This window comes from Longicatena caecimuris (assembly GCF_018406465.1).
In the GTDB taxonomy this organism is placed as follows: domain Bacteria; phylum Bacillota_I; class Bacilli_A; order Erysipelotrichales; family Erysipelotrichaceae; genus Longicatena; species Longicatena caecimuris.
The window spans coordinates 160,769-186,622 of the sequence record NZ_AP024510.1; the positions used below are offsets into that span (position 1 = coordinate 160,769).

26 protein-coding genes and 1 riboswitch are annotated in these 25,854 nt (G+C 37.5%); of the genes, 16 read left to right on the plus strand and 10 right to left on the minus strand.

The features are described 5' to 3' along the window. Positions 1 to 87: 87 nt before the first annotated feature. Positions 88 to 2,124, minus strand: coding sequence for an alpha-amylase family protein (locus KJS44_RS00750; protein ID WP_008691065.1), 2,037 nt, complete (start codon positions 2,122 to 2,124; stop codon positions 88 to 90). Positions 2,125 to 2,316: 192 nt separating this feature from the next. On the opposite strand from KJS44_RS00750, the gene KJS44_RS00755 reads away from it, so the two are divergent. Then, positions 2,317 to 3,480, plus strand: coding sequence for an extracellular solute-binding protein (locus KJS44_RS00755; protein WP_017144527.1), 1,164 nt, complete (start codon positions 2,317 to 2,319; stop codon positions 3,478 to 3,480). Between the two features lie 38 nt (positions 3,481 to 3,518). Here KJS44_RS00755 and KJS44_RS00760 read toward each other — a convergent pair whose 3' ends face one another. The 8 genes from KJS44_RS00760 to KJS44_RS00795 form a co-directional block, all read right to left on the minus strand. Beyond that, a complete protein-coding gene (locus tag KJS44_RS00760; protein WP_008691067.1) occupies positions 3,519 to 3,938 on the minus strand; it encodes a hypothetical protein in 420 nt (139 codons plus the stop codon). 264 nt (positions 3,939 to 4,202) lie between these two features. Next, positions 4,203 to 4,559 (minus strand): hypothetical protein, encoded by a 357-nt coding sequence (locus tag KJS44_RS00765; RefSeq protein ID WP_008691068.1) that lies wholly within the window; start codon positions 4,557 to 4,559, stop codon positions 4,203 to 4,205. A gap of 261 nt (positions 4,560 to 4,820) precedes the next feature. Next, positions 4,821 to 5,543 (minus strand): 4-hydroxy-tetrahydrodipicolinate reductase, encoded by a 723-nt coding sequence (dapB, locus tag KJS44_RS00770; protein WP_008691069.1) that lies wholly within the window; start codon positions 5,541 to 5,543, stop codon positions 4,821 to 4,823. Next, positions 5,537 to 6,421, minus strand: a complete 885-nt coding sequence (dapA, locus tag KJS44_RS00775; protein WP_008691070.1) for a 4-hydroxy-tetrahydrodipicolinate synthase — start codon at positions 6,419 to 6,421, stop codon at positions 5,537 to 5,539. The genes dapB and dapA overlap by 7 nt, the downstream gene beginning before the upstream one ends. Positions 6,422 to 6,462: 41 nt before the next feature. Then, complete coding sequence (locus KJS44_RS00780) at positions 6,463 to 7,662, minus strand: aspartate kinase (RefSeq protein ID WP_008691071.1); 1,200 nt, start codon at positions 7,660 to 7,662, stop codon at positions 6,463 to 6,465. Next, the gene (gene lysA / locus KJS44_RS00785; protein WP_213540150.1) at positions 7,659 to 8,948 is read right to left on the minus strand and encodes a diaminopimelate decarboxylase; all 1,290 of its coding nucleotides are present in this window, start codon (positions 8,946 to 8,948) and stop codon (positions 7,659 to 7,661) included. Before lysA ends, KJS44_RS00780 begins: the two co-directional genes overlap by 4 nt. Positions 8,949 to 9,019: 71 nt before the next feature. Beyond that, positions 9,020 to 9,184: riboswitch (Lysine riboswitch) on the minus strand. Between the two features lie 324 nt (positions 9,185 to 9,508). Then, a complete protein-coding gene (locus KJS44_RS00790) occupies positions 9,509 to 9,655 on the minus strand; it encodes a hypothetical protein (RefSeq protein ID WP_008691073.1) in 147 nt (48 codons plus the stop codon). A 93-nt stretch (positions 9,656 to 9,748) separates the two neighbouring features. Next, on the minus strand, positions 9,749 to 9,898 hold the full coding sequence (locus KJS44_RS00795; protein ID WP_008691075.1) for a hypothetical protein: 150 nt from the start codon (positions 9,896 to 9,898) through the stop codon (positions 9,749 to 9,751). Between the two features lie 278 nt (positions 9,899 to 10,176). Between KJS44_RS00795 and KJS44_RS00800 the strand changes: the two genes are divergently transcribed. The 11 genes from KJS44_RS00800 (at position 10,177) to KJS44_RS00845 (ending at position 18,005) form a co-directional block, all read left to right on the plus strand. Further along, positions 10,177 to 10,836 (plus strand): uracil-DNA glycosylase, encoded by a 660-nt coding sequence (locus tag KJS44_RS00800; RefSeq protein ID WP_017144528.1) that lies wholly within the window; start codon positions 10,177 to 10,179, stop codon positions 10,834 to 10,836. Positions 10,837 to 10,838: 2 nt separating this feature from the next. Further along, on the plus strand, positions 10,839 to 12,053 hold the full coding sequence (locus tag KJS44_RS00805; RefSeq protein WP_008691077.1) for a bifunctional folylpolyglutamate synthase/dihydrofolate synthase: 1,215 nt from the start codon (positions 10,839 to 10,841) through the stop codon (positions 12,051 to 12,053). Positions 12,054 to 12,351: 298 nt separating this feature from the next. Beyond that, positions 12,352 to 12,882, plus strand: a complete 531-nt coding sequence (gene rnmV / locus KJS44_RS00810) for a ribonuclease M5 (RefSeq protein ID WP_008691078.1) — start codon at positions 12,352 to 12,354, stop codon at positions 12,880 to 12,882. Then, positions 12,879 to 13,439: a DUF2812 domain-containing protein gene (locus KJS44_RS00815; RefSeq protein WP_008691080.1), complete on the plus strand. Its 561-nt coding sequence runs from the start codon at positions 12,879 to 12,881 to the stop codon at positions 13,437 to 13,439. Before rnmV ends, KJS44_RS00815 begins: the two co-directional genes overlap by 4 nt. A gap of 47 nt (positions 13,440 to 13,486) precedes the next feature. Beyond that, positions 13,487 to 14,344, plus strand: coding sequence for a 16S rRNA (adenine(1518)-N(6)/adenine(1519)-N(6))-dimethyltransferase RsmA (rsmA, locus tag KJS44_RS00820; RefSeq protein WP_008691081.1), 858 nt, complete (start codon positions 13,487 to 13,489; stop codon positions 14,342 to 14,344). Continuing rightward, positions 14,334 to 15,173 carry a 4-(cytidine 5'-diphospho)-2-C-methyl-D-erythritol kinase gene (ispE, locus tag KJS44_RS00825; RefSeq protein ID WP_008691082.1) on the plus strand — a complete coding sequence of 280 codons (840 nt, stop codon included), beginning with the start codon at positions 14,334 to 14,336 and terminating at the stop codon, positions 15,171 to 15,173. The genes rsmA and ispE overlap by 11 nt, the downstream gene beginning before the upstream one ends. Positions 15,174 to 15,272: 99 nt before the next feature. Then, the gene (locus KJS44_RS00830; RefSeq protein ID WP_008691084.1) at positions 15,273 to 16,190 is read left to right on the plus strand and encodes a DUF1848 domain-containing protein; all 918 of its coding nucleotides are present in this window, start codon (positions 15,273 to 15,275) and stop codon (positions 16,188 to 16,190) included. An 80-nt stretch (positions 16,191 to 16,270) separates the two neighbouring features. Continuing rightward, entirely contained in the window at positions 16,271 to 16,576 is a 306-nt protein-coding gene (gene yabP / locus KJS44_RS00835) for a sporulation protein YabP (RefSeq protein ID WP_008691085.1), read from the plus strand. 44 nt (positions 16,577 to 16,620) lie between these two features. Continuing rightward, positions 16,621 to 17,037 (plus strand): spore cortex biosynthesis protein YabQ, encoded by a 417-nt coding sequence (gene yabQ / locus KJS44_RS14705; RefSeq protein WP_338037905.1) that lies wholly within the window; start codon positions 16,621 to 16,623, stop codon positions 17,035 to 17,037. Further along, the gene (locus tag KJS44_RS00840) at positions 16,967 to 17,311 is read left to right on the plus strand and encodes an FtsB family cell division protein (RefSeq protein ID WP_008691089.1); all 345 of its coding nucleotides are present in this window, start codon (positions 16,967 to 16,969) and stop codon (positions 17,309 to 17,311) included. The genes yabQ and KJS44_RS00840 overlap by 71 nt, the downstream gene beginning before the upstream one ends. 46 nt (positions 17,312 to 17,357) lie before the next feature. Further along, positions 17,358 to 18,005 carry an HAD family hydrolase gene (locus KJS44_RS00845; protein WP_008691090.1) on the plus strand — a complete coding sequence of 216 codons (648 nt, stop codon included), beginning with the start codon at positions 17,358 to 17,360 and terminating at the stop codon, positions 18,003 to 18,005. A gap of 446 nt (positions 18,006 to 18,451) precedes the next feature. Here KJS44_RS00845 and KJS44_RS00850 read toward each other — a convergent pair whose 3' ends face one another. Continuing rightward, a complete protein-coding gene (locus KJS44_RS00850; RefSeq protein WP_017144529.1) occupies positions 18,452 to 19,495 on the minus strand; it encodes an HNH endonuclease in 1,044 nt (347 codons plus the stop codon). 199 nt (positions 19,496 to 19,694) lie between these two features. Here KJS44_RS00850 and KJS44_RS00855 point away from each other — a divergent pair, with 199 nt between their 5' ends. From KJS44_RS00855 to KJS44_RS00870, 4 genes are all read left to right on the plus strand, one after another. Beyond that, on the plus strand, positions 19,695 to 20,381 hold the full coding sequence (locus KJS44_RS00855) for an AT hook domain-containing protein (RefSeq protein WP_213540151.1): 687 nt from the start codon (positions 19,695 to 19,697) through the stop codon (positions 20,379 to 20,381). Between the two features lie 110 nt (positions 20,382 to 20,491). Further along, complete coding sequence (locus KJS44_RS00860; protein WP_008691095.1) at positions 20,492 to 21,109, plus strand: manganese efflux pump; 618 nt, start codon at positions 20,492 to 20,494, stop codon at positions 21,107 to 21,109. A 128-nt stretch (positions 21,110 to 21,237) separates the two neighbouring features. After that, positions 21,238 to 22,815, plus strand: a complete 1,578-nt coding sequence (gene gpmI, locus KJS44_RS00865; protein ID WP_008691096.1) for a 2,3-bisphosphoglycerate-independent phosphoglycerate mutase — start codon at positions 21,238 to 21,240, stop codon at positions 22,813 to 22,815. 229 nt (positions 22,816 to 23,044) lie between these two features. After that, positions 23,045 to 25,810 (plus strand): sigma 54-interacting transcriptional regulator, encoded by a 2,766-nt coding sequence (locus KJS44_RS00870; RefSeq protein ID WP_008691097.1) that lies wholly within the window; start codon positions 23,045 to 23,047, stop codon positions 25,808 to 25,810. Positions 25,811 to 25,854: the final 44 nt, after the last annotated feature.

Sequence of the window (25,854 nt, forward strand, 5' to 3'; positions counted from 1 at the left end):
ACTTCTATTTAAGATATTTATAACCGTCGATTTTCATTATGAAGATCATCATCAAATAACTTATCTAAAAACCATCTTGTTCAAGAATTAAACTATTTGTCCATCGGTTGATTTGGTAGCTTTAAATTCGATAAACTTTACTTCTCCACATTCAAAATCCAATGGTAGATTGCGGAAAGAGTCCTGCGGTACATCATGTATATAAGGGTCTGAAGTAGAGAAGATTTGATGGATTTCAGCTACCGTAAAAGGCAATTCACTATATAAATTCTCAGTATGGATATGTAAATGACTGGCTGTATTAATGTTTGTATTACAAATAACCATTAATGCACGATCCTCTAAGACAAAACTATACCCAATGCCAAAATCTTTTGGGGAATCAAACCATACGGGAATACAGCTTTCTTCTTTACTAATGGCATCAAGATATGTATTACGTATTGCGCAACAACGCTCTAATAAAGAAGGTAAAACATTGAGATCCGGCGTACGATAATTAAAATAGTAAGCATCTAAGTAAGCTTGTTGACGGTAGCGGAGATCTTCTTTTGGCAGAGAAGACAAATATTTTTTATCCCCATACTCACTCAACTGCATTGGCTGTACCTCATAGCATTCTACACCATTCATCAACATCGGAATACCATTGGGTAAGAATTGATTCATAACACTTAACATAATCATCAGTTTTCTACCATTTTCCAATGAACATACCCTTCTGGCATCATAAAATTCACTAGCCGCAAACATGGGACAGGCATTGCCTTTTAAACGATATGCAAAGGTATGGAAACGGAAATCCCAAATATTGGTTTCTTCATAACCACTATTTCCACTAATGGCATCAAAGCCTTTTGCAACCCATGCGCTACTATTTTCCATGAGCGTATCTTCTGCAATCATGGCAAAATGACGGTTTCCTTTGCGCGCTGTCTTCACCAATTCCTTTTGCAGTTTTTCAGGTAATAAATATGTTTTTTCTAAATAAATACCATCAACGCCGAGTGTTTGTTGATACCATTGAATGGTTTCATTTAACATATCCCATAAACTACGCAAAGCCTTTTTTCCCGGATGCAAATCATAACGAATGCTGTCTTGCATTAGATAAGGTGCACAATTTGCAGGTAATGCGTTTTTTGGTACATGAATATGAAAATCTTCAAAGAAACGGAATACAGTACCATCTTCATCAATAGGTAAATGTGCATTGATTTGATCTGAGAACATTGGCGCAATCGTGATATGTTCTAGTTTTTCTATAGCAGCCAAATCCATATCCGTAGGCTTTGGTGCATTACGGAAGAAAGCTAGGTGTGCTTTTACATCTTCGCTGCGATAAAAATCTTTCAACGCATACGTATGCGGTATTGTGTTTTGCGGTAGCGCATTACAAATCGGCGCATGATAATTTCGCAATTCATCATTTGTCATCCAATAAAACCATTCCGGATGTTTCTGATAATATGTATTATCTCTGGCAAGCTTACCTGGACAAAATTCTAAAAGAACACGGATACCATGCATATGGCAGGCTTCAATAAATGCTAAGCATTGTTCCAGAACATTTAATTCCGGTACAAGTGGATCATGTAACGTTTCATCTATATCCGTAAAACTACGCACACATTCCTTTGCGGCATACGTATGAGGCGTCTGTGTTTTGCTTAAAGCAAATGGCTGGTGCATAAGTATGGTGTTTATACCCATGCGTTTTAAGTAGGGAATTAATAAAATACTCTTCAAAAAAGTGCCATTATCACTTAAATGATACAAATTATCATGTGGCAATGCATCATCACGATCGTGATCCCATGCCGTGGCAGTACGTACCATGAGGGAATATATACTGGACTTTTTCAGCCAGCTGCCTTTTGAAGCTTTAGCATCTTGAAAAGGAATGCTTTTTTTCACTTTTCCTTGTTCATCCATTAAGATGTGGCGCAAAGTAAAAAGATAAAAGCGGTATGGATTGACCAGAATTTCACGGCTGCGTAAGTTTTTCTTATCCGGATAGCCATACATATTCCATGCATTAGGAATCGCATAATTGTAAATGTCATCGTGGTGGAGTTTCTCTTCTTTCTCTAATGCATGATAAAGTGCTGTAACATGGTTCATTGGAAAACCCCCTTGTCTATAGTTATAGTATAGTATACAAGCAGGAAAAAGCCAAACGAATCTTTGCTTTTTTTCATACGGGAAAGCTTATATAAAGTTATCGCAAATGAAGGATACAGATGATTAAAAAGGCATATGTGAATTCGACAGAATGTGATGATAGAAGTTGTTATACTCAAAACAGGTGAGGACATGAAAAAACTAATTTTGTTAGGTATAACAGCGTTTCTTTGTGCATGTAGTAATGCTTCAAGAGAAAAGATTGAAATGACTGAAAAAGATGCGCATCTGTTGATTCAGGTGGAACATCAGGCATATGCGGATAAATTAAACGATTTATGGAATCGTAGCTATCCGAAACAAAAAGATGCTTTACATTTCGTTGTACAACCTTATTACTTTACCCAGGATATCAAACAAGATATTATCTGGACGAACGATATTGACGCAACTTTTTTAAAAGATAAGCTCATGGAGATAAAGGAAGTGTCATATACATATGATGTGCCAAATAGTTTACAGAGAAAGGAATTAAGCGATTATTATACACCTGTTATTGGGGAGGGACTGGTGTTTTGTTATCGCAAGGATATGTTAGAAAAAAATAAATTGTCGGAAGAAGATCTAGTTAGTTTTGAGCAAATGGCAGAAAGTCATGTACGTTATTATCATAATCATATGGGAGAATATGTATATCCGTTTTTCGCTAAACTACTTCCAGAGGAAACAATTCCATTTACCAATCTTTTTCCTAAAGAGCAGACAATCAAGCAGTTAAAAGCATATAAGGAAATAAATACAAAATTGGATATGCCGGATGATTTGATACAGCAAAAGGATTTTTATAATGGTGATGATTATTTATGTGGCTTACTATCGACAAAGTTTCAGTATGAAAAAAGAGGTGCCTATCAAAATGGTAATCTACATTTCATGGCGATGCCATCTTGGCAAGAAGAAACCATAGCACCGCCGTTTACGACGTTTGGATTTGCCGTAACAAAAGAGTGTAAATACCCGAATACAGCAAGACGGTTTCTAGCTATGGTACGATCGAAGAAAGGGATACAGGCATTATTAGACACTAATATGAAAGTACCTTTATTGTGTAGCGAGGATGTAAAAGATTTCGATATTTATGATCATGCTAAAAAGGAACTCATAGAGGCTGTAAATACAACACAACTATATAATCTGTCAATAATAGAAGAAAATCCGGGAATTACAATGGAAATGTTGATAAACCAAAGTGATTTTACATCAATCTTACAAAACTATATTTGTAGTAAAGATTCCGCAGCTAAAGTTTATAAGGAATTGGTAAAAAATCTAAGGACATGGAGCATAGGTAAATAATAAAAAGTGATGCAACCATCACTTTTTATAAAAATTCATTAGTTCTTATCTTGAACAGTTATATCTATTTCTTTAATCGTATAAGCACCTTCAGAACTTCCTGCAATTACTGAGAAAGTATAAAAATTTGGTACTTCTGTAGAAAACTCACAACTTTGTTTACCGTCACCACAATCAACTTCTATAGAATAACAAAGTTTTTGTGGCCACTTATAATCTTCAACGTGTTTGAATTTAACCTTTTTATCGCTTTGCATTTCATAAACATCCAAGTATTCGTTAATATCAAAATCACTATCTTTTTTAAGTGTTTTTGGTCCGGAATATTTAACAATTGCTTTTATGCGTTCTTCATAAGGCTTGGAGTCAGAATCTTTACTCTTTTGCGTGCAAGCAGTTAGATTACAAAGAAACATAAGAAGGAGCAAAGAAAGTAACACAATTTTCTTTTTATTCATACAAGATCCCTCTCTTTTTGCTATAAATGATAGCAGTTATCTTTTTAATACATGTATGAAACAGAGTTACTGTCTTTTCTAAAGCAGTATCTCAAAGATGATAAACCCGGTAATGATACCTAAAACGAATATACCGATATAATATCCAATATTTTTCTTTTCCATGTTGATCTCTTTTGTTTGATCTAATTATCTTATAGACAAGAATAATCTAATTAGATTTTGTTCATGTCCCAATTTTCTAGGCTTTAATAATTCATAATTTTATTTTTTAAAGAACTCATCAAATACCGCTTTTACTCTTTCTGCTTCTTGCTTATCTTCAATATAAGCATCAGAATTAAACAATACAGGATTCTCTGAAATATAAACAGCTAAAGTTTCATTTGCAGTCGTAGTGATTTTAATTCCCACATACAATTTAGGTTCTACAGCTATAAAAGAGGAAGCACCACCAAGTACCTGATGAAGAAAAGGTTCTGCTTTTCCACGATAATTTGCATGTTCATTTAAAATACTATATTTTTTAATTTCTGATAACTTGTATTCTCCCTGTGTTCCATCTTTAATAGTATAAGTGTTTGAATCTGCGTCAATTACAATACTCCTAAATTCTTTCATCATTTTAACTCCTTTCTAATCCCTATACGTTTAGGATTTTATATCATATTTCTTATTCTATTCATCCCATGGGTATCACATCTCCTAATTAATGTTATGGTTATCTTTCTACATCCATCATACCGCTTTTTTGGGAAAAGACAAGCTTTCTATTGTGAATACCAAAGTTTTAGTGTTTGTTTAGATTGTATACAGCACTTGAACATACACATGGAAAAGCCTCCTACATAATCCGTTATGTAAGAGACTTTCTCGTTGTTTTTATTCATTAAATAAGATATCTTTCATGGTATACGTACCATGGGGCTTGTTTTGGATAAAGCGTGCTGCGCGTAAAGCACCATTCACAAAAATCTGTTTACTATTAGCCGTATGTTTGATTTCCAGAACTTCATCTTCTCCAAGATAGAGGACACTGTGCTCTCCGGCAACCGTACCGCCTCGTACGGCATGAATACCGATTTCTTTTTGTCGTTTGCCAATGAACCCTTCTCTTCCATGTACTTCTTCATAGGCATGATCCTTGTTCAGAATATCGACAAGCATCTTTGCTGTGCCGCTAGGTGCATCCTGTTTTTGATTGTGGTGTGCTTCTATGACTTCCATGTCAAAACTATCTTCTAACAAGGGTGTCACCATCTTAAGAATTTCCTGCATGACAGCAATACCTAGTGAGAAATTTGCTTGAAAGACAATAGGGGCATACATACCTAAAGCATTGATTTCTTGTTTCTGCATATCACTATGTCCGGTCGTTCCACAGATATAAGGCGTATGATGCTCCTTCACATAAGGGGCAATCCACTCTAAATTGGCGGGATGTGAAAAGTCGATAATCGCATGCAGTTCTTCTTGCAGTGTTGATAAATCAGGTTTCTGAGTACCATCGGCAATCATTACCACCTGCATATCTTCTTGTTTCTGAATACTGTCGACAACCAGTCTTCCCATCTTGCCAAAGCCTGCGACTAGAATATTTAGCATAAACCTTTCTCCTTCATTTTAGCAGCTAATACCTCTTTATGTTCTTCTGACATTTCACATAACGGCAGACGATATCCACCAACCTGTTTGCCCATCAGATTCAAAGCTTCTTTGACAGGAATCGGATTGACTTCAATAAATAAAGCGTGAATGAGATCTAAATTATCTAACTGTATCTGTAAGGCTGTATCTACATCATGATGTAAATATGCCATCACCATATCGTGTGTTTCTTGTGGCATCACATTTGCCAATACAGAAATCACACCACTGGCACCTAAAGATAATAAAGGAACAATCATGTCATCATTTCCAGAATACATACGGAAATCATCATTCAGATAACGGGCGATATTTGTCGCATAAGCGATATTTCCGCTTGCTTCTTTAATACCGCAAATATGTTCATGTTTACTTAATACGGCAACGGCTTCTTCAGAGATACTGCAACCTGTTCGGCCAGGAATGTTATACATGATGATTGGTGTATGAACGGCATCGGCTACGGCCAGAAAATGCTGAATCATTCCACTGGCATTGGCTTTGTTGTAATATGGGGAAATGACCAGTAAGGCATCGGCTCCCATTTCTTCATACTTCAAGCTTTTTTCAACAGCTGTCTGTGTACAGTTAGAGCCACTGCCGACAATGACCGGGATTCGCTTGTTAATCGTTTGTAAGGTAAATTCGACGACAGCATCATCTTCCTCATGCGTCATGGTGCTGCTTTCACCGGTCGTTCCTAAAACCAGTATACCATCGGTATGATTGGCAACATGCCATTCTAATAATTCGTGTAACTTTTCAAAATTGACACTTCCATCTTCATGGAAGGGTGTGATAAGTGCTACAATACTTCCCTTAAGATCAAATTTCATGATGTTCTCCTTTCACCTTTCGGTGTTTTGTTATAAATAGATTAAAGATCAAAGGCTTCCCCTAAGACTTCAATTGCTTTCTGTTTATCTTTTTCCTCTATGGTCAATGAGATAGAAATCTCACTTGATGTTATCATGTAATATCGAATATTATGTGCATTTAAGGTACTTAATACTTTTGCCGCTATACCACTGTGTGTGGAAATGCCGACACCGACGACCGAAAGTTTCACAAAGCCCAACAGACGGGAAATCGGATATTTGGAATTTAACTCATCGATATGCTTTAAAATGGTATCCGATTGTTTTTTATTACAGTAAAATGAAAAGTTAACTTTACCATCATGCGTCAACTGTTGCGATATTGTATCTAAATTGATATCTAATTTGGCAATCAGTGTGAACAACTCGCCAAGAAAGATACCATCATTGGGAAGATCGTTCACCCGCATAATTGCATAATCTTCCTTGATACTAATACCGGTAATCGGCATATCTTCCAGATTTTTCGTTTTTTCCATAATAAACGTCCCCTTACTTTTATCTTTCTCTAAGGCTTTTCCTAAGAATAGGCGTACATTGTATTTACTAGCCAGCTCTACACTGCGTGTTTCCAAAACACCGGCGCCCAAACAAGCCATCTGCATCATTTCATTATATGTGATTTCTTTTAAACGTTTGGCTTTTGGATACATTCTTGGATCAATGGTATAAACACCATTGACATCGGTATAAATATAGCAGTCCCAGCCAAGTTTGGCAGCTAAGGCGACGGCCGTTGTATCACTGCCGCCTCTTCCTAACGTCGTAATTTCACCATGCTCGGTAGCTCCTTGAAAACCAGCCACCACCACAACCTTTCCATCGTCCAGGTGTTTTTGTAAATTGGTGATGTCAATATCTTTAATACGCGCATGTGCATGATGATGGCTGGTAATGAAACCACATTGATATCCGGTTAAGGAAATCGCCGGTATTCCAAGTGCATCAATCGCCATGGCTAATAGGGTAATCGTTCGCTGTTCACCGGTAGATAAAAGGGAATCCATTTCTCTATCATTGGTATGACCACCTAATGCCGTTGCCATTTCAATAAGCTTATTTGTGGTTTTTCCCATGGCACTAGCTACCAGAATCACATTGTGACCAGCCTCTTTCATTTCTTTGACATGCTGAGCAATAGCGCGTATCTTATCCAGATCGGCTACGCTTGTTCCTCCATACTTCTCTACTATATTCATACGTTGATGACCTCATTACATTCTAAGTCCAACATGTTTTCATAGCTTTCTTTTTTAATGACGACACGGGCATGGCCATCTTTTACGAAAACGACTGCCGGACGTCCCAGCTTATTATAATTGCTGGCCATACTATAGCCATAGGCACCGGTCGTATAAATAATTAGCAGATCATTTTGTGATATCTTTGGCAATTTGGCATTCTCAATCAAAATATCTCCTGATTCACAGCATTTTCCGGCAATTGTTACGGTTTCTGTTTTTTCTTCCTGCATGCGATTGGCGATATCACAGGCATATTCTGCCTGATACAATGCTGGACGAATATTATCACTCATACCGCCATCGACAAAGATATACTTCTTATGCTCTGTTTGTTTTTGATAACCGACACGATATAGGGTACTGCCAGCTTCTGCTACGATGCTGCGACCTGGTTCAATCATAATTTTTTCGATGTTTAATTGTTGTTTGGCATTTTCTTTCTTACAAGTATCTAAGATAGTATGACAAACATCTTGTAAAGGAATAGGATGATCGGCATTCGTATAAAGTGCCGCAAAGCCGCCGCCTAAATTTAAAGCTGAGATATGAATATCATATTCAGTTTGCATTTCTTTTGTAAATTGCATGAGCTTTTCAATTTCCGCTACATAAGCCTGTTTATCAAATATCTGGGAACCGATATGGGAGTGATAACCAAGAAAAGTAATTTCCGCAACGCTTGTTAATGTATGGATCATGGCGGCAATTTCTTTTTTCTTGGTGATAGAAATGCCAAACTTACTATCTAAATGGGCGGTCACAATGTATTTATGTGTATGTGCTTCAACACCTGGATTTACTCTTAACATGGTTTTGATGCTGCGGCCACTGCGTTTTACGGCTTTTACCAGCATATCGCATTCCATCGCATTATCGACAATGATTGTTCCAACACCATAGTCTAAGGCCATCATGATTTCATCATAGGATTTATTATTGCCATGAAAATATACACGTTCCATAGGAAATCCAGCTTGTTTTGCGGTATATAATTCACCACCACTGACGACATCTAAGGACAAACCGTATTGCGCGACCAGTTCTACCATGGCTTTACAGGAAAACGCTTTGGATGCATAGAGTACTTCTGTTTTAAAAGTATCTGATTGAAATAATTCATGAAAACGGCTAAGCTTTTCCGTTATTTTATTCTCATCATAAATATACAAAGGGGTCTGGCAAGCCGTCGCAAGCTGTTCTACAGACACGCCTTGGATGTGTAAAACGTTATCTTTCATCATTCATCACCTCGTTAAAAAATGCCAGTAGGATAATGACCTTACTGGCATGTGAAATTTACTTACTACATGGACAATAAGATAGCACTCCTACGACTGTAGACAGTTTTATGGATGTTCTCCATAAACCCACCACAACTTCTTGCCAAAAGTTGTAGTTCGGCGAAATTGCTTCAGCTAACTGTCAAATGTCCGCCGACTCCAATTAACTTTGTCGCTTCCGCTCCTCTATCTGATTGGTTGTATCATACCACTAATGAGATGAAATTACAATAACATTATGAAAATAACAGAATAAATTTCAGAAAACATTTACACTATCAAGATATTAAGACCTTTTTCATCCCAGAATTAGGGAAATTTGTTTTTGGGAAAGCTGAGAGAGGATCGTTGAAAGGAAACAATACGGTACTTTTTTTCAAACATAAACAGTTGCCACCTACATCACCAAATGACGATAAAAAAAAAGACACGTGTCTTTAGCATGTTTGCCAATCATCACCATGTGGCTTGTACATTGATAAGACGTGTCTTTTATATGATATGGTATGGTTTATCGTTCTTTATTTCGCGAAGATATTAATGACTACTAATAGCACTCCCAACACAATTGCACATAGAAGTACATTACGAAAACTGAAGATTTCCCCTAGTAAATCACGCTCTTCTTCTGGCATCGGTTTTTCCGGATGCATGTTTTTCTCTATCATACCTCTCACCCCTCAGTTCATGGTTCACCTATTATAGCACACTTCTCTTATTTTGCATGAAAAGTTATGAAATTGTAAGAATCTTCTCGTGTACTAGGTGAATAAATAAAAAGATAAGATAAAGACAGCCATTAGACCAATGACAATCAGGATGTTACGTGGTTTCACAATTGCCGTCAGTATTGTATTATCCGGATGGGTTGTCGCAATCGTTGTATTCGTGGTAAGATCTTTCCCTTTCATATCAGTCACCTCACTTCGTAAGTGTTTGTTTATCTAACCGCATTATAGCATGATTCTTTTTTTGATAGGGGTGTATTACTAAAATGTAAGACAATCTTTAGAAAAATTAAGAATTTTTTATGATATTTTTTTGTCTATCTTTATAATTAGCACTCCTTCACTAAGTTAACGAAAGAAAAAGCCAAAAAGTTTCATTCTCACTACTTTTTTTTAAAATTATGCACATTGTGAAGAAGATGGTCTTATGGTATGATTACTGCGTTTGGAAGGTGATGCATATGAAGCGCTGGAATGATTTGTTTCAACAGGAAATACAGAAGCCTTATTATCAAGAATTGATGGCTTTTTTAGATGAAGAATATAAAACCAAGGCGATTTTTCCTCCACGTGAGGATTTGTTTACCTGTTTTGATGTTTGTCCATATGAAAAGGTGAAAGTAGTGATTTTGGGGCAGGATCCTTATCATCAGCCAAATCAGGCACATGGTTTGTGTTTTTCCGTGCGCAAGGGGGTAAAGCTGCCACCAAGTCTGCGTAATATATATAAGGAACTAAAGACCGATTTGGATATCGATATGCCCTCACATGGCTATTTGCTGGATTGGGCCAGACAGGGTGTTTTCATGATGAATGCAGTGTTAAGTGTCGAGTGTGGAAAAGCCGGTTCTCATCGTAAAAAAGGATGGGAAATTTTTACCGATACCGTTATTCGCGCATTGAATGAAAAAGAAGAAGGTATTGTATTCCTTTTATGGGGGAATTGGGCACAACAGAAAGCAGAATTCATTACCAATCCGCTACATCATATCATAACTTCAGCACATCCTTCTCCTTTATCGGCCTATCATGGATTCTTTGGCAGTCAGCCATTTTCTAAGACAAATACTGCTTTGTTAAAGATGGGGCATTCACCGGTGCAATGGAAGATTGAGGATTAAATATGTTTACAAAGGCAGAGGAAATTATTCAGCTTATTGAAGGACGGAAGAATCGCGGATATGGTTTGATGCATTTTAAGGACTATATGAAGAGCATAGGGGATCCCCAAAAGAAACTAAAAAGTATTCATGTTGCAGGGACGAATGGAAAAGGTTCTACGACCAATGATATCCGCAGTATGCTGCAGGAAGCAGGGTATTGTGTAGGCTCCTTTACCTCTCCTTATATGATTACGCATTTAGACCGCATCCGCATCAATGATATGTATATGGATGAAAAAGAATTCATAGAAATTGCCAATACTTATTATGAAAGTTGGCTTACCTGGGATCTGAGCATGTTCGAGATTGATATGATGCTGGCATGCATTTACTTTGAAAGGCATCATGTGGACTATGCCGTGTTTGAGGTTGGTTTAGGAGGCCGCAAAGATGCGACCAATATTTTGGAACCATTGATCAGCGTGATAACAAACATCGGATTGGATCATATGGAGCTTTTAGGAGACACCTATGCAAAGATTGCGGAAGAAAAAGCAGGTATCATCAAAGCTTGTGCAGATGTGGTGAGTGCAGAAACCAGAGCAGATTGCCTGGATGTATTTTTAAAACATGCCGATGCACAAGGAGTAAAATTGTACACCTTAGAGCCGATTTGTGATTTATCTACAAATTTGCAAACGGTATTTACCTATCGACATTTACAGGTGACACTGGCTTCTATGGCGAATTATCAGATTCGCAATGCGGCGCTTGCCTTGGAAACAATTTGGCGGCTACGTGAAAAAAGACTTGTGGAAATAAAGGATGCGCAGATTTTGGCTGGTTTACGTAAAGCTGTGTGGATCGGTCGTTTTGAAATTATGCAGAAAGATCCGATTGTGATTTTAGATGGAGCGCATAATCCGGATGGTATCCAGGCATTGTGCAACTCTTTACAAGGTTATGACGATATCGCTGTTTTATTTTCTGTCTTAAAAGATAAGAACTTTGAAACGATGTTATCGATATTAGAAACCATTACAAGTGATATTACCATCACACATTTTGATAATGAGCGCTCTTTAGATATCCGTTGTTTAAAAAATCGAAAACAGCTCCATCTTATTGAAGATTATCATGCGGCATTAACGTATATGTTAAAGAAAAAGAAAACGATCGTTATTACCGGTTCCTTGTATTTCATAAGTGAAATTCGCCAATTCTGGCAAAAGTAGAAAGAGCTTATGTACAAATAAGCTTTTGGTATAATATGGCTATATGGATGCTACATAAGAAAATAGCAGCTGCGAATTCCCGCTAGAGCCTAGGGGAATTGTAAAATAGTTAAACTAAAGTTTGCTTAAATGTACTACGACAATTTAGCAGATAAAAGATAGGTTGATACTTTCCATATATGATAAAGGATCAATCTTTTTTGTGTTTAAAATATAAAAAAGGCAATCCTTAAACATCAAAGAGAGGCAATAGCGTCTAAGATAAAATTGTGGTAAACTATAGAGGTAGGTGATATCCATGAAAATTAAAGAAATTATTGTTGTGGAAGGAAAAAATGATACCAACGTGCTACAAAGCTGCATTGACTGTGATACCATTGAAACTCATGGTACCCATCTGTCAGTAGAAACATTGCGACTCATTGAGCAGGCTGCCAAAACCAGAGGTGTCATCATCTTTACCGATCCTGATCATCCCGGGGAAATCATTCGTACTGCCATCAATCAGAAAATTCCCGGCTGTAAAAATGCATATATCGAGAAGCATAAAGCAAAAACAGCGAAGAAGGTCGGTGTAGAACATGCATCAAAAAAAGATTTGTTGGATGCATTATCTCATGTATTCACCTATCAAGAACAGCCTGTTGAAAGTATATCCTGGGAAGAATATTTATCTTTAGGCTTGCATGGGGGGAAAGCTGCCGCTCATCAAAGAGAAAAAGTTGCTCAGGCGCTTTATTTAGGAAGACCAAATGCCAAAACGTTGTTTAAACGTTTAAATATGATGCAGTTGACACTGCATGATGTTGAGGAGCTGTTGCGCAAATGAAACAAGAAGAACAAAAAATTCGCAGTGTCTTTGTCCAACGTGAAACATTAGAAACATGGTTGCGGCAAATGGCTATAAAGGGATGGATCGTAAAAGATTTTTCTTACATCTTTTTTGATTCGTTTTTGTTCTTTCGTTTTGTGAAAACAGCACCGCGATATGGGAAGTTTTGTATTTATGATGTAAAATACCTCGGTGATGAAGATATCTTTACCTCACTGGGATGGAAGTTGCTTTTGGAACATGAATCCACAATGATTTTTTATCACGAGGATATCCAAGGAAGCTTACCATTATTAGATATGCGCATGTATTCGTTACGGCGTTTTCTAAAATCCATCAGTAATCTTGTTTTTCTGATTGCCGTAATCTTTGCGTTACGTATGGATAATGAAACCATGCGCCAGCAGGTCTTATTTTACAGCGCTTTTCTATTGTTTGCTTTTCCTCGCTTGTATGATGTAAAAAGCACCCAAAAAGGAAGTAATTTTACGAAGTTAATTAAAAATATTGTCTTGGCTGCTGCTGCGGCTGTTCTTACCACCTTGTATGATTGAGGCAGCTATTAAAGCGTTTGCGGCTTTAGTATAGAAAGGATATCATTATGAAGAAACCTATCGCAACCCCATCCAGAACAAAGGAAATCTTAGAAACGCATGACCTGTTCGCTAAGAAAAATTACGGACAAAACTTTTTAACAGAGCCAAGTGTTGTAGAAAAGATTGCCCGCAGTGCTATTGTCAGTGATCATTGTGTTGTGTTTGAAATCGGACCGGGCATTGGCGCATTGACGCAATATTTATGTGAATATGCGAAAGAGGTTGTCTGTTTTGAGATAGATGAACGTTTACCTCATGTATTAGCAGATACACTTTCTGAATATACGAATGTTTCTATTGTTTTACAGGATTTTTTAACAATTGATTTAAGGGAATGGGTAAATCGTTATCGTGAAAAAGGTATGGATGTCGTGATAGCGGCAAATCTGCCTTATTATATTACAACGCCGATTTTGTTTAAAATTTTTGAATCAAATGCGGATATTGCGGCGATTACGGTAATGATGCAAAAAGAAGTGGCAGATCGTTTTCATGCGAAAGTAAATACGAAAGAATATAATGCGTTAAGCATTATAACGCAATATCGCTGTGATGTACGCGCTGTTATGAAAGTTCCAAAAAATGTTTTTCATCCCAAACCTAATGTTGATAGCGCAGTGTTGCAATTTACCTTTCGCAAACATTACACAAATTTACAAGAAGAACCATTTTTCGCAATGGTCAAAGCTTGCTTTAAACAACGTCGGAAGACCATCTTAAATAATTTTCAGGAATATTGCAGCGATAAAGAAACCGCAAAAGCTTATTTAGAAAAGGCTGATATTGATGCGAAGAGAAGAGCAGAAAGTTTGACACTGGATGAATTTCTGCATTTATACGAGGTGATGCAAGATGATCGTTGAGGCACATGCTAAAATCAATCTGACATTAAATGTTGTAGGGAAACGTGAAGATGGCTATCATGAATTAGAAATGATCATGTTGCCACTGGCCTTACATGATACGATTGAAATATCCATTGCAAAAGAAGATATGTTCACAACAGATGATTCACAAGTTGCCATGGATGATACAAATACCGTTGTTCGTGCTGTTCAATTAATGCGAAACACCTTTGCGTTAAAAGAACATTTCCATGTACATCTGCATAAGCGCATACCTTCACAAGCCGGCCTAGCCGGAGGAAGTGCCGATGGAGCAGCCGTTCTTAGAGGGATTCAAAGTTTGTGTCATCTTTCTATAACGATGGAAGAATTAGCACAGCTAGGAAAACAGCTTGGGGCAGATGTGCCTTTCTGTGTCTTACAGGAAAGTGCTTTAGTACAAGGTATCGGGGAAAAACTAACGCCATTTCACTTTGACTGGAAGCCACATGTATTACTTGTAAAACCTTCTATCGGTGTATCTACCAAAGAAGCCTTTGCAACGTTGGATTTTGCGAAATGTCCACATCCGAATGCGCATATCATTCAAAAACTGTTACAAAATAAAGAGTATGAACAACTACCGCAGTATATTGCGAATTCATTAGAATATAGTGCTTTCCAACTGGTTCCTCAGATTGCTGATATCAAACAGGAGCTAATTGCCATGGGCTTTCCCTGTGTCTTAATGTCAGGAAGCGGAAGCACCGTGTTTGCGTTGAGTGAAGATAAAACACGGATTGAAAAGGCACTCCGTCATTACGCACATACGGACATGTTTGTATGTGATACAACTTTTTATCCATAACCATGCGCGAATACCGCATGGTTTTATATCAAATACAAGATTAGATGCTAATGATACCTATGATGGCAAAGATCGTCTTACACTATAGGAGGTGAGGTTATGTTGTTGTTTGTAAGTGGCAGGTGTGATATTCCGGCATTTTACAGTGAATGGCTGTTTCAACGTTTCAAAGCAGGTTTTGTGGACGTACGAAATCCTTTTAATCCTCACCAGATCAGTCGTATAGCACTAACACAAGACCAAATTGATGCGATGATCTTCTGTACAAAAAATCCTTTGCCCATATTGCATCGCTTATCCGAAATTCCTTTTCCCTATCTCTTTCATGTGACATTTACTCCTTATCATCAGGATATAGAGTCCCATGTCTTAGATAAAAAAGCCATTTTAGAGGGCATTGTGGAGCTATCAAAACAAATTGGAAAAGATCGTGTATATGTACGCTATGATCCGATTCTCTTAAATGAACGTTATACCATCAGCTACCATGCACAAGCCTTTGAAAAACTTTGTGCAAAGCTACAAGGCAAAATAAACAAAATCATCATTTCCTTTCTTGATATGTATAAAAACACACAAAAACATGCGCCATCTTTACATTTACAAGAGTTGCGTCATGCACAGATGTTGGCCATAGGAAAATGTCTTGGAGAAATTGGCGTATCCTATGGTATGCAAATACAAACTTGTGCGGAAGCCATTGATTTATCCCCTTATCATATCCAAAAGGGCTTATGCGTAGATCGTAAAGAGATAGAAGCTTTGGTAGGATATCCGATAGCATTAAAAGAAAAAGGCGTACGAACACAATGTGCGTGTTTGGCAACGGTAGATATTGGTGATTATAATTGTTGTAATCATGGCTGCGCTTATTGTTATGCCAATTATGACGAAGATAGCATTTCCCAACGCATGATGCAACATGATCCAAAGAGTAGTGTATTATTGGGACATATCACAAAGGAAGATGTGGTCACCATGCGAAAAGAAGCCCCACGACAACTGCGTTTATTATAAGTATCGCTGTAAGAATTGCATAAGTTCTAAACGCTATTTCATGAACATAGGATGTAATGAAGAAAAGAGGAGGAACTTATATGGAAGATACAACGAATACAAATCCTTTGCGCTTTGAAACAAATCCATACCATAACGTTGTGATAAAAGATCGTAAAGTGATGGAATTAACTGGTGTCAAACAGATTGACAGTTTTGATTCCAGTGAATTTTTAATGGAAACCGCACAAGGCTGGATGCTCGTGCAGGGAAAAGATCTGACCTTAGGAAAGCTGGATACCGAGCGTGGAGATGTCATTATCCGCGGATTGATTGAATCCTTATCTTATGTATCCAATAAAAAAGGTAATGGAAAGGATTCGGTTATTTCTAAGCTGTTTAAATAATGCTGCTGCCGGTTCAGATACAGTCTATTCTATATCACTTTCTCATGGGCTGGGTATATGGATTAGGGTTTAGTTTTCTTTTAAATTTTGTGAAATATATGCATGTTTCCTTTTTAAGAGGAACGATGGAAATCCTGTTCCATGTACTGTTTACATCTTTGCTTTATTATGGTCTTTATGGCATCAATGGCGGGATTACCAACATTTACCTACTTGGTTTTTTCCTGTTAGGTGTCATGGTGTATTATACGTGGTATCTTGCGGTATTTCAGCAATTCTTCTTCGCTCTTGTTAAAACTTTGCGGCCTTTACGCAAAAAACTTAAACTTGTCAAATCCAAAATACTTGCTATAATAAGATTACCGAAGAAAATCAGGAGGCGAAGGATAAATGAGCGAAGAAGTAAAAAAAATAAGCGCAAAAAGAAAAAAGAAGAAACATCCATTTCGCACGTTCTTTAGTTTAGCCGCCATATTCTTATCCTGTTTTCTGATTTGGATAGCTGCAGAAGATTTGATCACAACGTTTCGTTTAAAGAAAGAAATCTCTACCAGTGAAGAGATGATCAGTTCATTAGAAAGTCAGCAAAAGGACTTAAAGAAACGTAAAGAAAATTTGGAAGACCCTGAATATGTAAAACGCTACGCCAGAGGTAAATTCATGGTGAGCAAACCAGGTGAGCAAATTTTTAAGCTCCCTTCCAAAAGTGATGATCCTGCAAATGATGGTAATTAATTCCCCCGTAGAGAATTCTATGGGGTTTTCTTGTATGGAGGTTACGATGAAAAAGTGGAAAGCAATTTTATTTGATATGGATGGAACCTTATTTGATACGGAACAAATATCGCGTATTGCCTGGCTGGCAACCATGGAGCGTTTCCATCTGCCCAAAAGTGAACAATTTATTTTAGATTTGATTGGAAGAACCTATCAAAGTGCACAAGTTGTGTTTGATGCCTACATGCCAAAAGGCTGGCCTCAGGAAGAGGCGTATCAATATCATGAAGATTACGCGATGGAGTATAAAAAAACACATGGTCCATTGCCTAAATGTAATTTAAAGCAGCTGTTTACAGCTCTCCAAGAAAAAGGTTATCGTTTGGCTTTAGCAAGTAGTGCGCGAAGGGAAAATGTGGAGTTTAACTTGCGGCATGAGGGCATTCAAGATGTCTTTGAAGAAATCGTAGTGGGTAAGATGGTAGCGCATGGAAAACCTCATCCTGATATTTATCTTGAAACAGCAAAGCGTCTGGGCTTGCGAAAGGAAGACTGCCTTGTCATAGAAGATTCTAAGAATGGCATATTGGCAGCACATGCAGCAAAGATGGATGTCATAATGATTCCGGATATGATAGCACCGGATGATGAATTAAAAGCAATGTGCTATCAGGTGATGGAGAAGCTGGAAGATATTTTAACAGTGTTATAGTTTTATGCTGTGAAAAAATACGGTTTATCAAGCAAGCATTTTTTCAATTATAATGTTTATGCAGAAGCTCTTGTCATACTTAGATCAAGTAAGATAGGAGCTTTTTTTCGAATGTTTTTACTAAAACTTTGTTAAATTCTATGCATACATTTTTTTACATTTATCAAATCAATCTTGTGATGCTATGGTCATTAAAAGATCTTATAGATAAGTTTTTAAAATTTTGATACTTGTATAGATATGTTTGTGCTTTTCTTTTATAAATGGAAATAATTTAAGAATGTATCTCATGCTAATACTATGAAAGATGGGAATGTCTTATCATATGGTGAAAAAGGATAGCTGAATCATGGAATAGACGAAAAAAATACCCTCCTTACTGGCTGATAAATATGGAGGGTACATATCGGATAGAAAGTGTATATCTTTTCATCATAGGCAGAAGCTTATTTCCTATGCTTAAAAATATTTTTACGATGATATTCTAAAAATTGCAGGCGTTCTCTTGTCAAAAAGCAGGCAGGTAACTGATAGTTTTTTCTTAATACATAAGAAGCTAAATGATCTCGTTCTAACATCTCCTCACTAAGCAGGATATAACCAAGTTCATCAAAGGAGATATAACCTTGATCAAAAAGATAGTCATGATTACGACACAACAATAGCCCATTATTATGATCAATTGCCTCATAAATGTGCGCACAATCCCGGAAAGGTTTAATATGAGATGCAATTAACATATGAGGAATATTTATACCACATAGCGGGCAGGCATGATCAAATTCATGAAACAAGGTGTCCTTATAAAAGGATTGTAGTGCCTTGGTTTCATCACGATCGTGTGGTATGCCACGTCTTGGGATGATGGAAAGAATCGTTTGTTTATATTTATAATTTAACATCGGTGTTTTTGTATTTTTATAATCGATGCGCATATCTTCATGGGCAACGATACTGGAAGTAAACAGCGCAGTAAGGGCGACGGAAATCAAAGGCTCTTGTTCGTCATCATATTCCTGTAGAATATCCGTAATACCTTTTAACAGCTTTGGCTGAAAATGACATTGCTCATTTTCTATTTCAAACAGAATGGTCTGTTGCAGCAAACGATACACATCTGCTCCTAGCGCTTCTTCCACATCTTGCTTGTCCATCCAAGCATTGTCATAAGCCAATTTTTGATAAAAGGCGTAAACAGATACATCATGGATAAAGGTTTCAAATAATGATAAAGCTTCAACACCGGAATTCTGATTACTCTTCGCATAAATCGTCGGTGCAGGATTTAAGTCGATACCGTTTTCGGTTTCTTTTAAGGCTTTCTTTTCATGCAGAAAATGAATGATTTCACGAATTTCCGGTAGCTTTGTTGCATAATAATCATTTGCCAGCTCTTCATATACCCGAATCGGTGCATGATGAAGATCGATACCTTGTAATTCTATGGCGTCTAAGACAGCCAGAATTTTTTTAAACAACATTTTTTTCATGCCTTCACCACTTTCTTAATTTTATGCGCGTAATCGATGATGATTTCTCCTTTTATTTTATCATGGATTCATCATGTGATACAGAAATTTAGACATTCCTTTTATAGAAAAAAACAAATTTTTTAGAATCTGCCAGAATGTGCGTGCATTCGACAAAACAAAACAATTACAATGTAACCAATAAAAGGAGAGTGTTAAAATGAAAGGTCCAGGAATTAAAGATTACTTGGAAGTTATTGAAAATTTGAAACTGACAGCGATAAAGGAGGGAAAAACCTGCATTGAGGTGAATTCTAAGCAGCTACATGCCTCTGTATCACCTGAGCATGCAACGATGCCTACTTGCTGTCAGGCTATTTATAAAAAAATGTTAGAAGGAGATGAAATCTTACAACGCCCAAAAGGTAATACCGGATTTGGTTCCCATTTAACGGTGCGTTTTCAGTTGCATGATTTAGCAAATCGCCAGCGCATGTTCCCTGACAAAAAACGCGGTCGTCCGGCAAAAAGTGAAGAAGAAAAATTGGCAGCACGAAAAGCAAAGATGAAGCGAAATACAGAAGATTTGCGTAACCTCATCAAAGGATGGCTAAATGAACATGGCTGGGAATATGTGGAAAATAAAGACTTTATCGAGGCCCATATCGAAAATAAGCGTTGGGTCATCAATGTGCAAGGTATTAAACGTGGCCGTAAACAGCCATTACCGGTGAAGGTGAGTGAAGTATTAAAGCATATTGAAGATACAAAAACACATTACAGCATTGCGTTTAATGATTCTCTTTCTTATCGCCGACAATGGAATGAAATACCGGAAGCGGTTAAAAACAGTTTGAATATGAGTGTGATCTTAGCCGATAAAAAAGGAAATATCACAGAATTATAAAATACAAGCATCTCATGACGCAAAACATGCGAATTGAGATGTTTTTAATTTGGCAGCAGCCGTCACCGAAATGCAATAGCGTAATACCATAATAAAGAGGAGAATGCGAAATGATTACTTCTTTCCTATTGGTTGTGGCATTAAGTTTAGATAGTTTTTTAGCATCTCTTGCTTATGGTGCACAAAAGATTCGTATTCCATTACGTTCAACTTTGTTAATCGCATTGATAGGGACAAGCTTTTTGGGTGTTTCTATTTATACTGCAGGGCTTTTTCAAAAGGTATTACATCCTCAGTATGCTGCTGTTTTCTCGTTTGCTATCTTTTTCTTAATGGGTGTTAGTGCACTTTTTCAAGGAACGATTAAATCTTTTTTAAAGGATCGAAAAAGTCGTAAAGTTTCCTTTCAGTACAGTGGTATATCCTTTGTACTTGATGTTTATCTGGATGAAACACGGGCAGATGCCGATCATTCAAAAGAGTTATCATTGCATGAAGCGTTATATTTAGCGGTTGCTCTTTCCATCGATTCGATCGTCAGTGGTTTTGCTTATGGCGTACAGGTACATGATCGTTTACTGGTTTTATGTATCAGTTTCACTGTCGGTTTCCTTGCGGTCTTTTTTGGCTCATATATAGGAAGGCATGTCGCTTCCTTGGCAGATTGGAATTTATCATGGGTTAGTGGCATCCTGTTTCTATTACTGGCATTCATGCGTATTTTATAGTGTCCATAAACTATCATAAAGAAAAATCACGAAAAGTGATGTTTTTTCTATGGGGATTGTGAACAAAACAGTTTCTAAAACAAGAAAAAGATGGTATATTTATAAGGTAGACAGGAGGTATGGATACTATGAGTAAAAGACCAGTAGTATTAGTGGTTATGGACGGTGTTGGAATCAACGCATCAGAATTTGGTAACGCCGTTAAAAAAGCATATAAACCAACATTAGACGAATTATGGGCAAACTGCCCACACACAGAAATTAAGGCACATGGCTTGGCTGTTGGATTGCCAAGTGATGGTGACATGGGGAACAGTGAAGTTGGACACAACGCTCTTGGTTGTGGACAAATTTACTCACAAGGGGCAAAATTAGTAAATGAAAACATCGAAACCGGAGAAATTTTCAAGACTGAAACATGGGAAGCTTTGGTTAACAATTGTAAAGATGGAACAATGCATTTCTTAGGTTTGTTATCGGATGGAAATGTACACTCTCACATCAATCATTTGAAGGCTTTGATTAAGAAAGCAAAAGAAGATGGCGTGAAAGAAGTTCGCATTCATGCGCTGTTAGATGGACGTGATGTTCCGGAAACCAGTGCATTGATCTATATCGAAGATATTGAAAACTACATGGCTGAATTAAATGATGATAACTTCCATGCTTGCATTGCTAGCGGCGGCGGACGTATGACGATTACGATGGACCGTTACGAAGCAAACTGGGCAATGGTAGAAAAAGGATGGCATGTACATGTTTTAGGTGAAGGACGTCAGTTTGCTTCTGCTTCTGAAGCAGTAGAAACATTCCGTAACGAAACAGGCGTAATTGACCAGGATTTGCCAGGCTTTGTCATTGCGAAAGATGGCAAACCGGTGGGAACGATCGAAGATGGCGACAGTGTTGTACTGTTTAACTTCAGAGGCGATCGTGCTCAGGAAATCTCGTTAGCCTTTGACGGTGATGACAGCTTTGATAAGTTTGATCGTGTGAGAATGCCAAAAGTTATGTATGCCGGTATGTTGCAGTATGATGCAGATTTGAATATCCCTCACAACTTCTTAACATACCCACCAAAGATCAAATATACATTGACAGAAGAATTATGCAAACACGGGATTCGTGAATATGCTATTTCCGAAACACAGAAATATGGACATGTGACATACTTCTGGAATGGGAATCGTTCTGAGAAATTTGATGAGAAATTGGAAGATTATGTAGAAATCACTTCTGATGTTGTACCATTTGAACAGCGTCCTTGGATGAAATCTGCTGAAATCACCGATGTGTTATGTGCCGCTATTGAATCAGGAAACTATGACTTCCTGCGTACGAATTATCCAAATGGCGATATGGTTGGCCATACCGGTAACTTTGAAGCTACTGTTATCGGTGTAGAATCTGTTGACTTACAGCTGGCTCGTGTTAAGAAAGCGGTGGATGCTGTAAATGGTATCTTAATCGTTACAGCAGATCATGGAAATGCTGATGAAATGTATGAAAAGAAGAAAAAAGAAGATGCACCTGTTAAATCTAAGACTTCCCATACATTAAACAAGGTTCCATTCATTGTTTATGGTGCAGATGTAGAATTGAAACAGGATGAAGATCTAGGACTTTCAAATGTTGCAGCTACGGTAGCTGATTTACTGGAAGTAGCACCAAACGAACATTGGAATACATCCATTATCAAAAAATAATGCGACCTTTCTAGAGAAGACGGTTTTATAAACTGTCTTCTTTTTTTGCTCTTTAATAGGAATATCTACATAAAGTTTTATTAGGTTAGAATATTGACAGCTTCGGCATGTAAAAAAGGTCATATACAGGAAAATTCTGCCATGGTAGAAAACGCTTTGACTTTAGAAGTACAATCAACTATAATCACATATAGAGATGTTATGACAATTCTGAAATTGAGGTGGAACAATGCTAAGGAAATCAAAAGTATTTGATTGCCTGAAACAAATGTGTCAAACCGTATCAATAAAACAGATCATGGAAGGATATGAAGGGGTAAATGCGGCAAATCTTGCGGCGGTTTTACAAATGGACAGGGCAAATGTGAGCAAAGAGCTCAATCGTCTGGTACAGGAAAAAGTGGTTGTGAAAGTTATTGGAAGACCGGTGTATTATTTTGATGCAAAGATATTACAGGAATTAAGTAAGACAAGGCTAGAACAGTACGAAGTAACAACCTTAAAAAACAGTATACGAATGCAGGAAACCATAGGGACGGATGCCTTTTTGCATGTGATTGGCAGTGATGGTAGTTTAAAGACGGTTATCAAGAAAGCAAAAGCAGCGATGATCTATCCGCCATTTGGGTTGCATACGCTGTTGATTGGTCCTACCGGAGTAGGAAAGACAATGTTCGCGGAAATCATGTATCGTTATGCCAAGGAACACGGTGTATTAGGTGAGGATGCGAAGTTTATCGTCTTTAACTGTGCAGAATATGCGGATAATCCACAGCTGCTGTTGGGTCAATTGTTCGGTTATGTAAAGGGTGCTTATACAGGGGCAGAGAAAACGAATGATGGCTTAGTGGAGCAGGCACGCGATGGGGTTTTATTTTTGGATGAAATACATCGACTGCCTCCTGAAGGACAAGAGATGCTATTCATGTTAATGGATCGTAATGAATATCGCCGCTTAGGAGCAAAAGAAAATAGTACGGCAAGAACATTGATTATTGCGGCAACCACAGAGAATGTAGAATCTTCTTTACTACAGACATTTTTACGAAGAATCCCGATGACGATCACAATGCCTGCTTTGCATGAGCGAACGATAAAAGAACGTTATGAGCTGATTGAGAAATTTTTTGCTCAGGAATATAATCAGGTTATGATACCAATTCAAGTACATAATAAAGTCATGCGTTCATTATTGTCCTATGATTGTAAAGGAAATATCGGACAATTAAAAGCTGATATTCGATTACTGTGTGCCAATGGCTTTCTTGAATCGAAAATGAAAGGATACGATGAAATTCGTATTACGACATCCATTTTGCAAGATCATATTTATCGTGGATTATTAAATGCTGAAAAGATGCAAGAAATAGAAAAAAATCTGCCACTTCATGAAGAATATATATTGTATGATCAAACAACCTCGGAAGAAAATTATGATGAGAAATTCTCCGATATTTATCATGAAATCAGTCGTAAGCTGATAGGGTATGAACGTCGTGGTTATTCGATTGCGGAGGCCAATTCTTTTATACGCCGTTATATTGAGCAATATATGGAAACTTTGTCAGATCGTATCACTGATGAGCATGAAGATATGGATATGTTGCATAAGATCATACCGATTCATATTTATCATGCTGTGGAGGTTGCCTTATCTTTAGCAGAACAGCGTTTAAGCTGTCATTTCTCGAAAAAAATTTGCGTAGCCATGGCGATGCATGTTTCTGCAATAGCGGAGCATAAACGGGATACTTATGAAATCAATGATGGAATTTATAAGGTCATGCGGGAAAATCCTAATGAATATGCGGCAGCCAGAGAAATACGCGATTTTCTGGAAATGGAATTGGATATGAAACTAAAAGATCAGGAGCTCTTATTTTTCACCATGTTTTTATGTGTGGAAAAGGAAAATGAGGGAAAGCATGGGGCGATTGGTTTACTGGCGTTAGCACATGGAAATGGGGTAGCGCGCAATATGGTGGATGTGGCAAATTCACTTTTACATACTACGCATGGTCATGCGCTGGATATGAGCCTGCATCAGAATGTGGATGATTTTTTAGAGGTCGTTACGGAAAAGGTAAAGGAAATCAATGAGGGAAAAGGGGTTTTGATGTTAGTGGATATGGGTTCTCTCTTATCCTTTGGGGACATCATTTCGCAAAAGACACAGATTCCTATTCGGACCATTGATATGATATCAACGCCCTTTGTATTAGAAGCATTGCGAAAAACCATGCTGCTGGAATATACATTGGATGATCTATATAAAGAATTACGTAGTTATACGCCCTATATCGGCAAGCTATATTCAAAGAATCTGCAGCAACAAAATGGGGAACAATATGTGATTATTACGACTTGTATGAGTGGAGAAGGCGCAGCTATTAAATTAGGAGATTTAATCTGCAGTGCTTTGCCACTGGTAAAAGAATGCAGTATTGAGATTATTCCCTGCAATACCGAAACTTTTAAACAAAAGGATCTAAGTGGGAAACGAGTCTTGGCTGTTGTAGGTGCATGTGATTTGCATATTCAAGATGTAGCCTATATCTCCAGTGACAAGATTATCTTAGAAGATGGCTTTTCCCAATTAAATCAGATTATTGCGATGAATCTAGGGGTAGAAGGCGAAGAAATCGTTTCAGCGAACTTAATGACCAATAATTTCTTAAAAGAAACGCTTGTTTTTCTAGATCCGATCAAAGCGGATGCTCTCATTCGTAAATCCTTCCGTGTCATTTCAAAAATGTTAGATATTGATGATTATAATCGTGTGTTGATTGGTTATATGCTACATGTAGGATGTATGATAGAGCGCTGTATCCGTAAGGAAGAAATGCCCTATGTCGGCATGGAAGAACGTATTAAAGCAGACGAAAAGCTATATCATATCATCCAAACGGCATTGCGCATTTTAGAGGATGAATTTCAAATAACAATCTCTGACACAGAAATCGCTTATGTGATGGATATCTTCGACACAGAATAACACACTATGCTTCGTATAAGGAAAAGTGCTGATGTTCACGGCAC

What these genes read in the sequence shown, in the direction of transcription:
- KJS44_RS00855 (WP_213540151.1), top strand. Translation starts at nt 19,695, where the DNA reads ATGAAAGGTCCAGGAATTAAAGATTACTTGGAAGTTATTGAAAATTTG.
- KJS44_RS00780 (WP_008691071.1), bottom strand. Translation starts at nt 7,662, where the DNA reads ATGAATATAGTAGAGAAGTATGGAGGAACAAGCGTAGCCGATCTGGAT.
- KJS44_RS00840 (WP_008691089.1), top strand. Translation starts at nt 16,967, where the DNA reads ATGAGCGAAGAAGTAAAAAAAATAAGCGCAAAAAGAAAAAAGAAGAAA.
- KJS44_RS00815 (WP_008691080.1), top strand. Translation starts at nt 12,879, where the DNA reads ATGAAACAAGAAGAACAAAAAATTCGCAGTGTCTTTGTCCAACGTGAA.
- KJS44_RS00760 (WP_008691067.1), bottom strand. Translation starts at nt 3,938, where the DNA reads ATGAATAAAAAGAAAATTGTGTTACTTTCTTTGCTCCTTCTTATGTTT.
- KJS44_RS00765 (WP_008691068.1), bottom strand. Translation starts at nt 4,559, where the DNA reads ATGAAAGAATTTAGGAGTATTGTAATTGACGCAGATTCAAACACTTAT.
- rnmV (WP_008691078.1), top strand. Translation starts at nt 12,352, where the DNA reads ATGAAAATTAAAGAAATTATTGTTGTGGAAGGAAAAAATGATACCAAC.
- KJS44_RS00845 (WP_008691090.1), top strand. Translation starts at nt 17,358, where the DNA reads ATGAAAAAGTGGAAAGCAATTTTATTTGATATGGATGGAACCTTATTT.
- ispE (WP_008691082.1), top strand. Translation starts at nt 14,334, where the DNA reads ATGATCGTTGAGGCACATGCTAAAATCAATCTGACATTAAATGTTGTA.
- yabQ (WP_338037905.1), top strand. Translation starts at nt 16,621, where the DNA reads ATGGGCTGGGTATATGGATTAGGGTTTAGTTTTCTTTTAAATTTTGTG.
- yabP (WP_008691085.1), top strand. Translation starts at nt 16,271, where the DNA reads ATGGAAGATACAACGAATACAAATCCTTTGCGCTTTGAAACAAATCCA.
- KJS44_RS00860 (WP_008691095.1), top strand. Translation starts at nt 20,492, where the DNA reads ATGATTACTTCTTTCCTATTGGTTGTGGCATTAAGTTTAGATAGTTTT.
- KJS44_RS00850 (WP_017144529.1), bottom strand. Translation starts at nt 19,495, where the DNA reads ATGAAAAAAATGTTGTTTAAAAAAATTCTGGCTGTCTTAGACGCCATA.
- dapB (WP_008691069.1), bottom strand. Translation starts at nt 5,543, where the DNA reads ATGCTAAATATTCTAGTCGCAGGCTTTGGCAAGATGGGAAGACTGGTT.
- gpmI (WP_008691096.1), top strand. Translation starts at nt 21,238, where the DNA reads ATGAGTAAAAGACCAGTAGTATTAGTGGTTATGGACGGTGTTGGAATC.
- KJS44_RS00755 (WP_017144527.1), top strand. Translation starts at nt 2,317, where the DNA reads ATGAAAAAACTAATTTTGTTAGGTATAACAGCGTTTCTTTGTGCATGT.
- rsmA (WP_008691081.1), top strand. Translation starts at nt 13,487, where the DNA reads ATGAAGAAACCTATCGCAACCCCATCCAGAACAAAGGAAATCTTAGAA.
- lysA (WP_213540150.1), bottom strand. Translation starts at nt 8,948, where the DNA reads ATGATGAAAGATAACGTTTTACACATCCAAGGCGTGTCTGTAGAACAG.
- KJS44_RS00805 (WP_008691077.1), top strand. Translation starts at nt 10,839, where the DNA reads ATGTTTACAAAGGCAGAGGAAATTATTCAGCTTATTGAAGGACGGAAG.
- KJS44_RS00750 (WP_008691065.1), bottom strand. Translation starts at nt 2,124, where the DNA reads ATGAACCATGTTACAGCACTTTATCATGCATTAGAGAAAGAAGAGAAA.
- dapA (WP_008691070.1), bottom strand. Translation starts at nt 6,421, where the DNA reads ATGAAATTTGATCTTAAGGGAAGTATTGTAGCACTTATCACACCCTTC.
- KJS44_RS00800 (WP_017144528.1), top strand. Translation starts at nt 10,177, where the DNA reads ATGAAGCGCTGGAATGATTTGTTTCAACAGGAAATACAGAAGCCTTAT.
- KJS44_RS00790 (WP_008691073.1), bottom strand. Translation starts at nt 9,655, where the DNA reads ATGATAGAGAAAAACATGCATCCGGAAAAACCGATGCCAGAAGAAGAG.
- KJS44_RS00830 (WP_008691084.1), top strand. Translation starts at nt 15,273, where the DNA reads ATGTTGTTGTTTGTAAGTGGCAGGTGTGATATTCCGGCATTTTACAGT.
- KJS44_RS00870 (WP_008691097.1), top strand. Translation starts at nt 23,045, where the DNA reads ATGCTAAGGAAATCAAAAGTATTTGATTGCCTGAAACAAATGTGTCAA.
- KJS44_RS00795 (WP_008691075.1), bottom strand. Translation starts at nt 9,898, where the DNA reads ATGAAAGGGAAAGATCTTACCACGAATACAACGATTGCGACAACCCAT.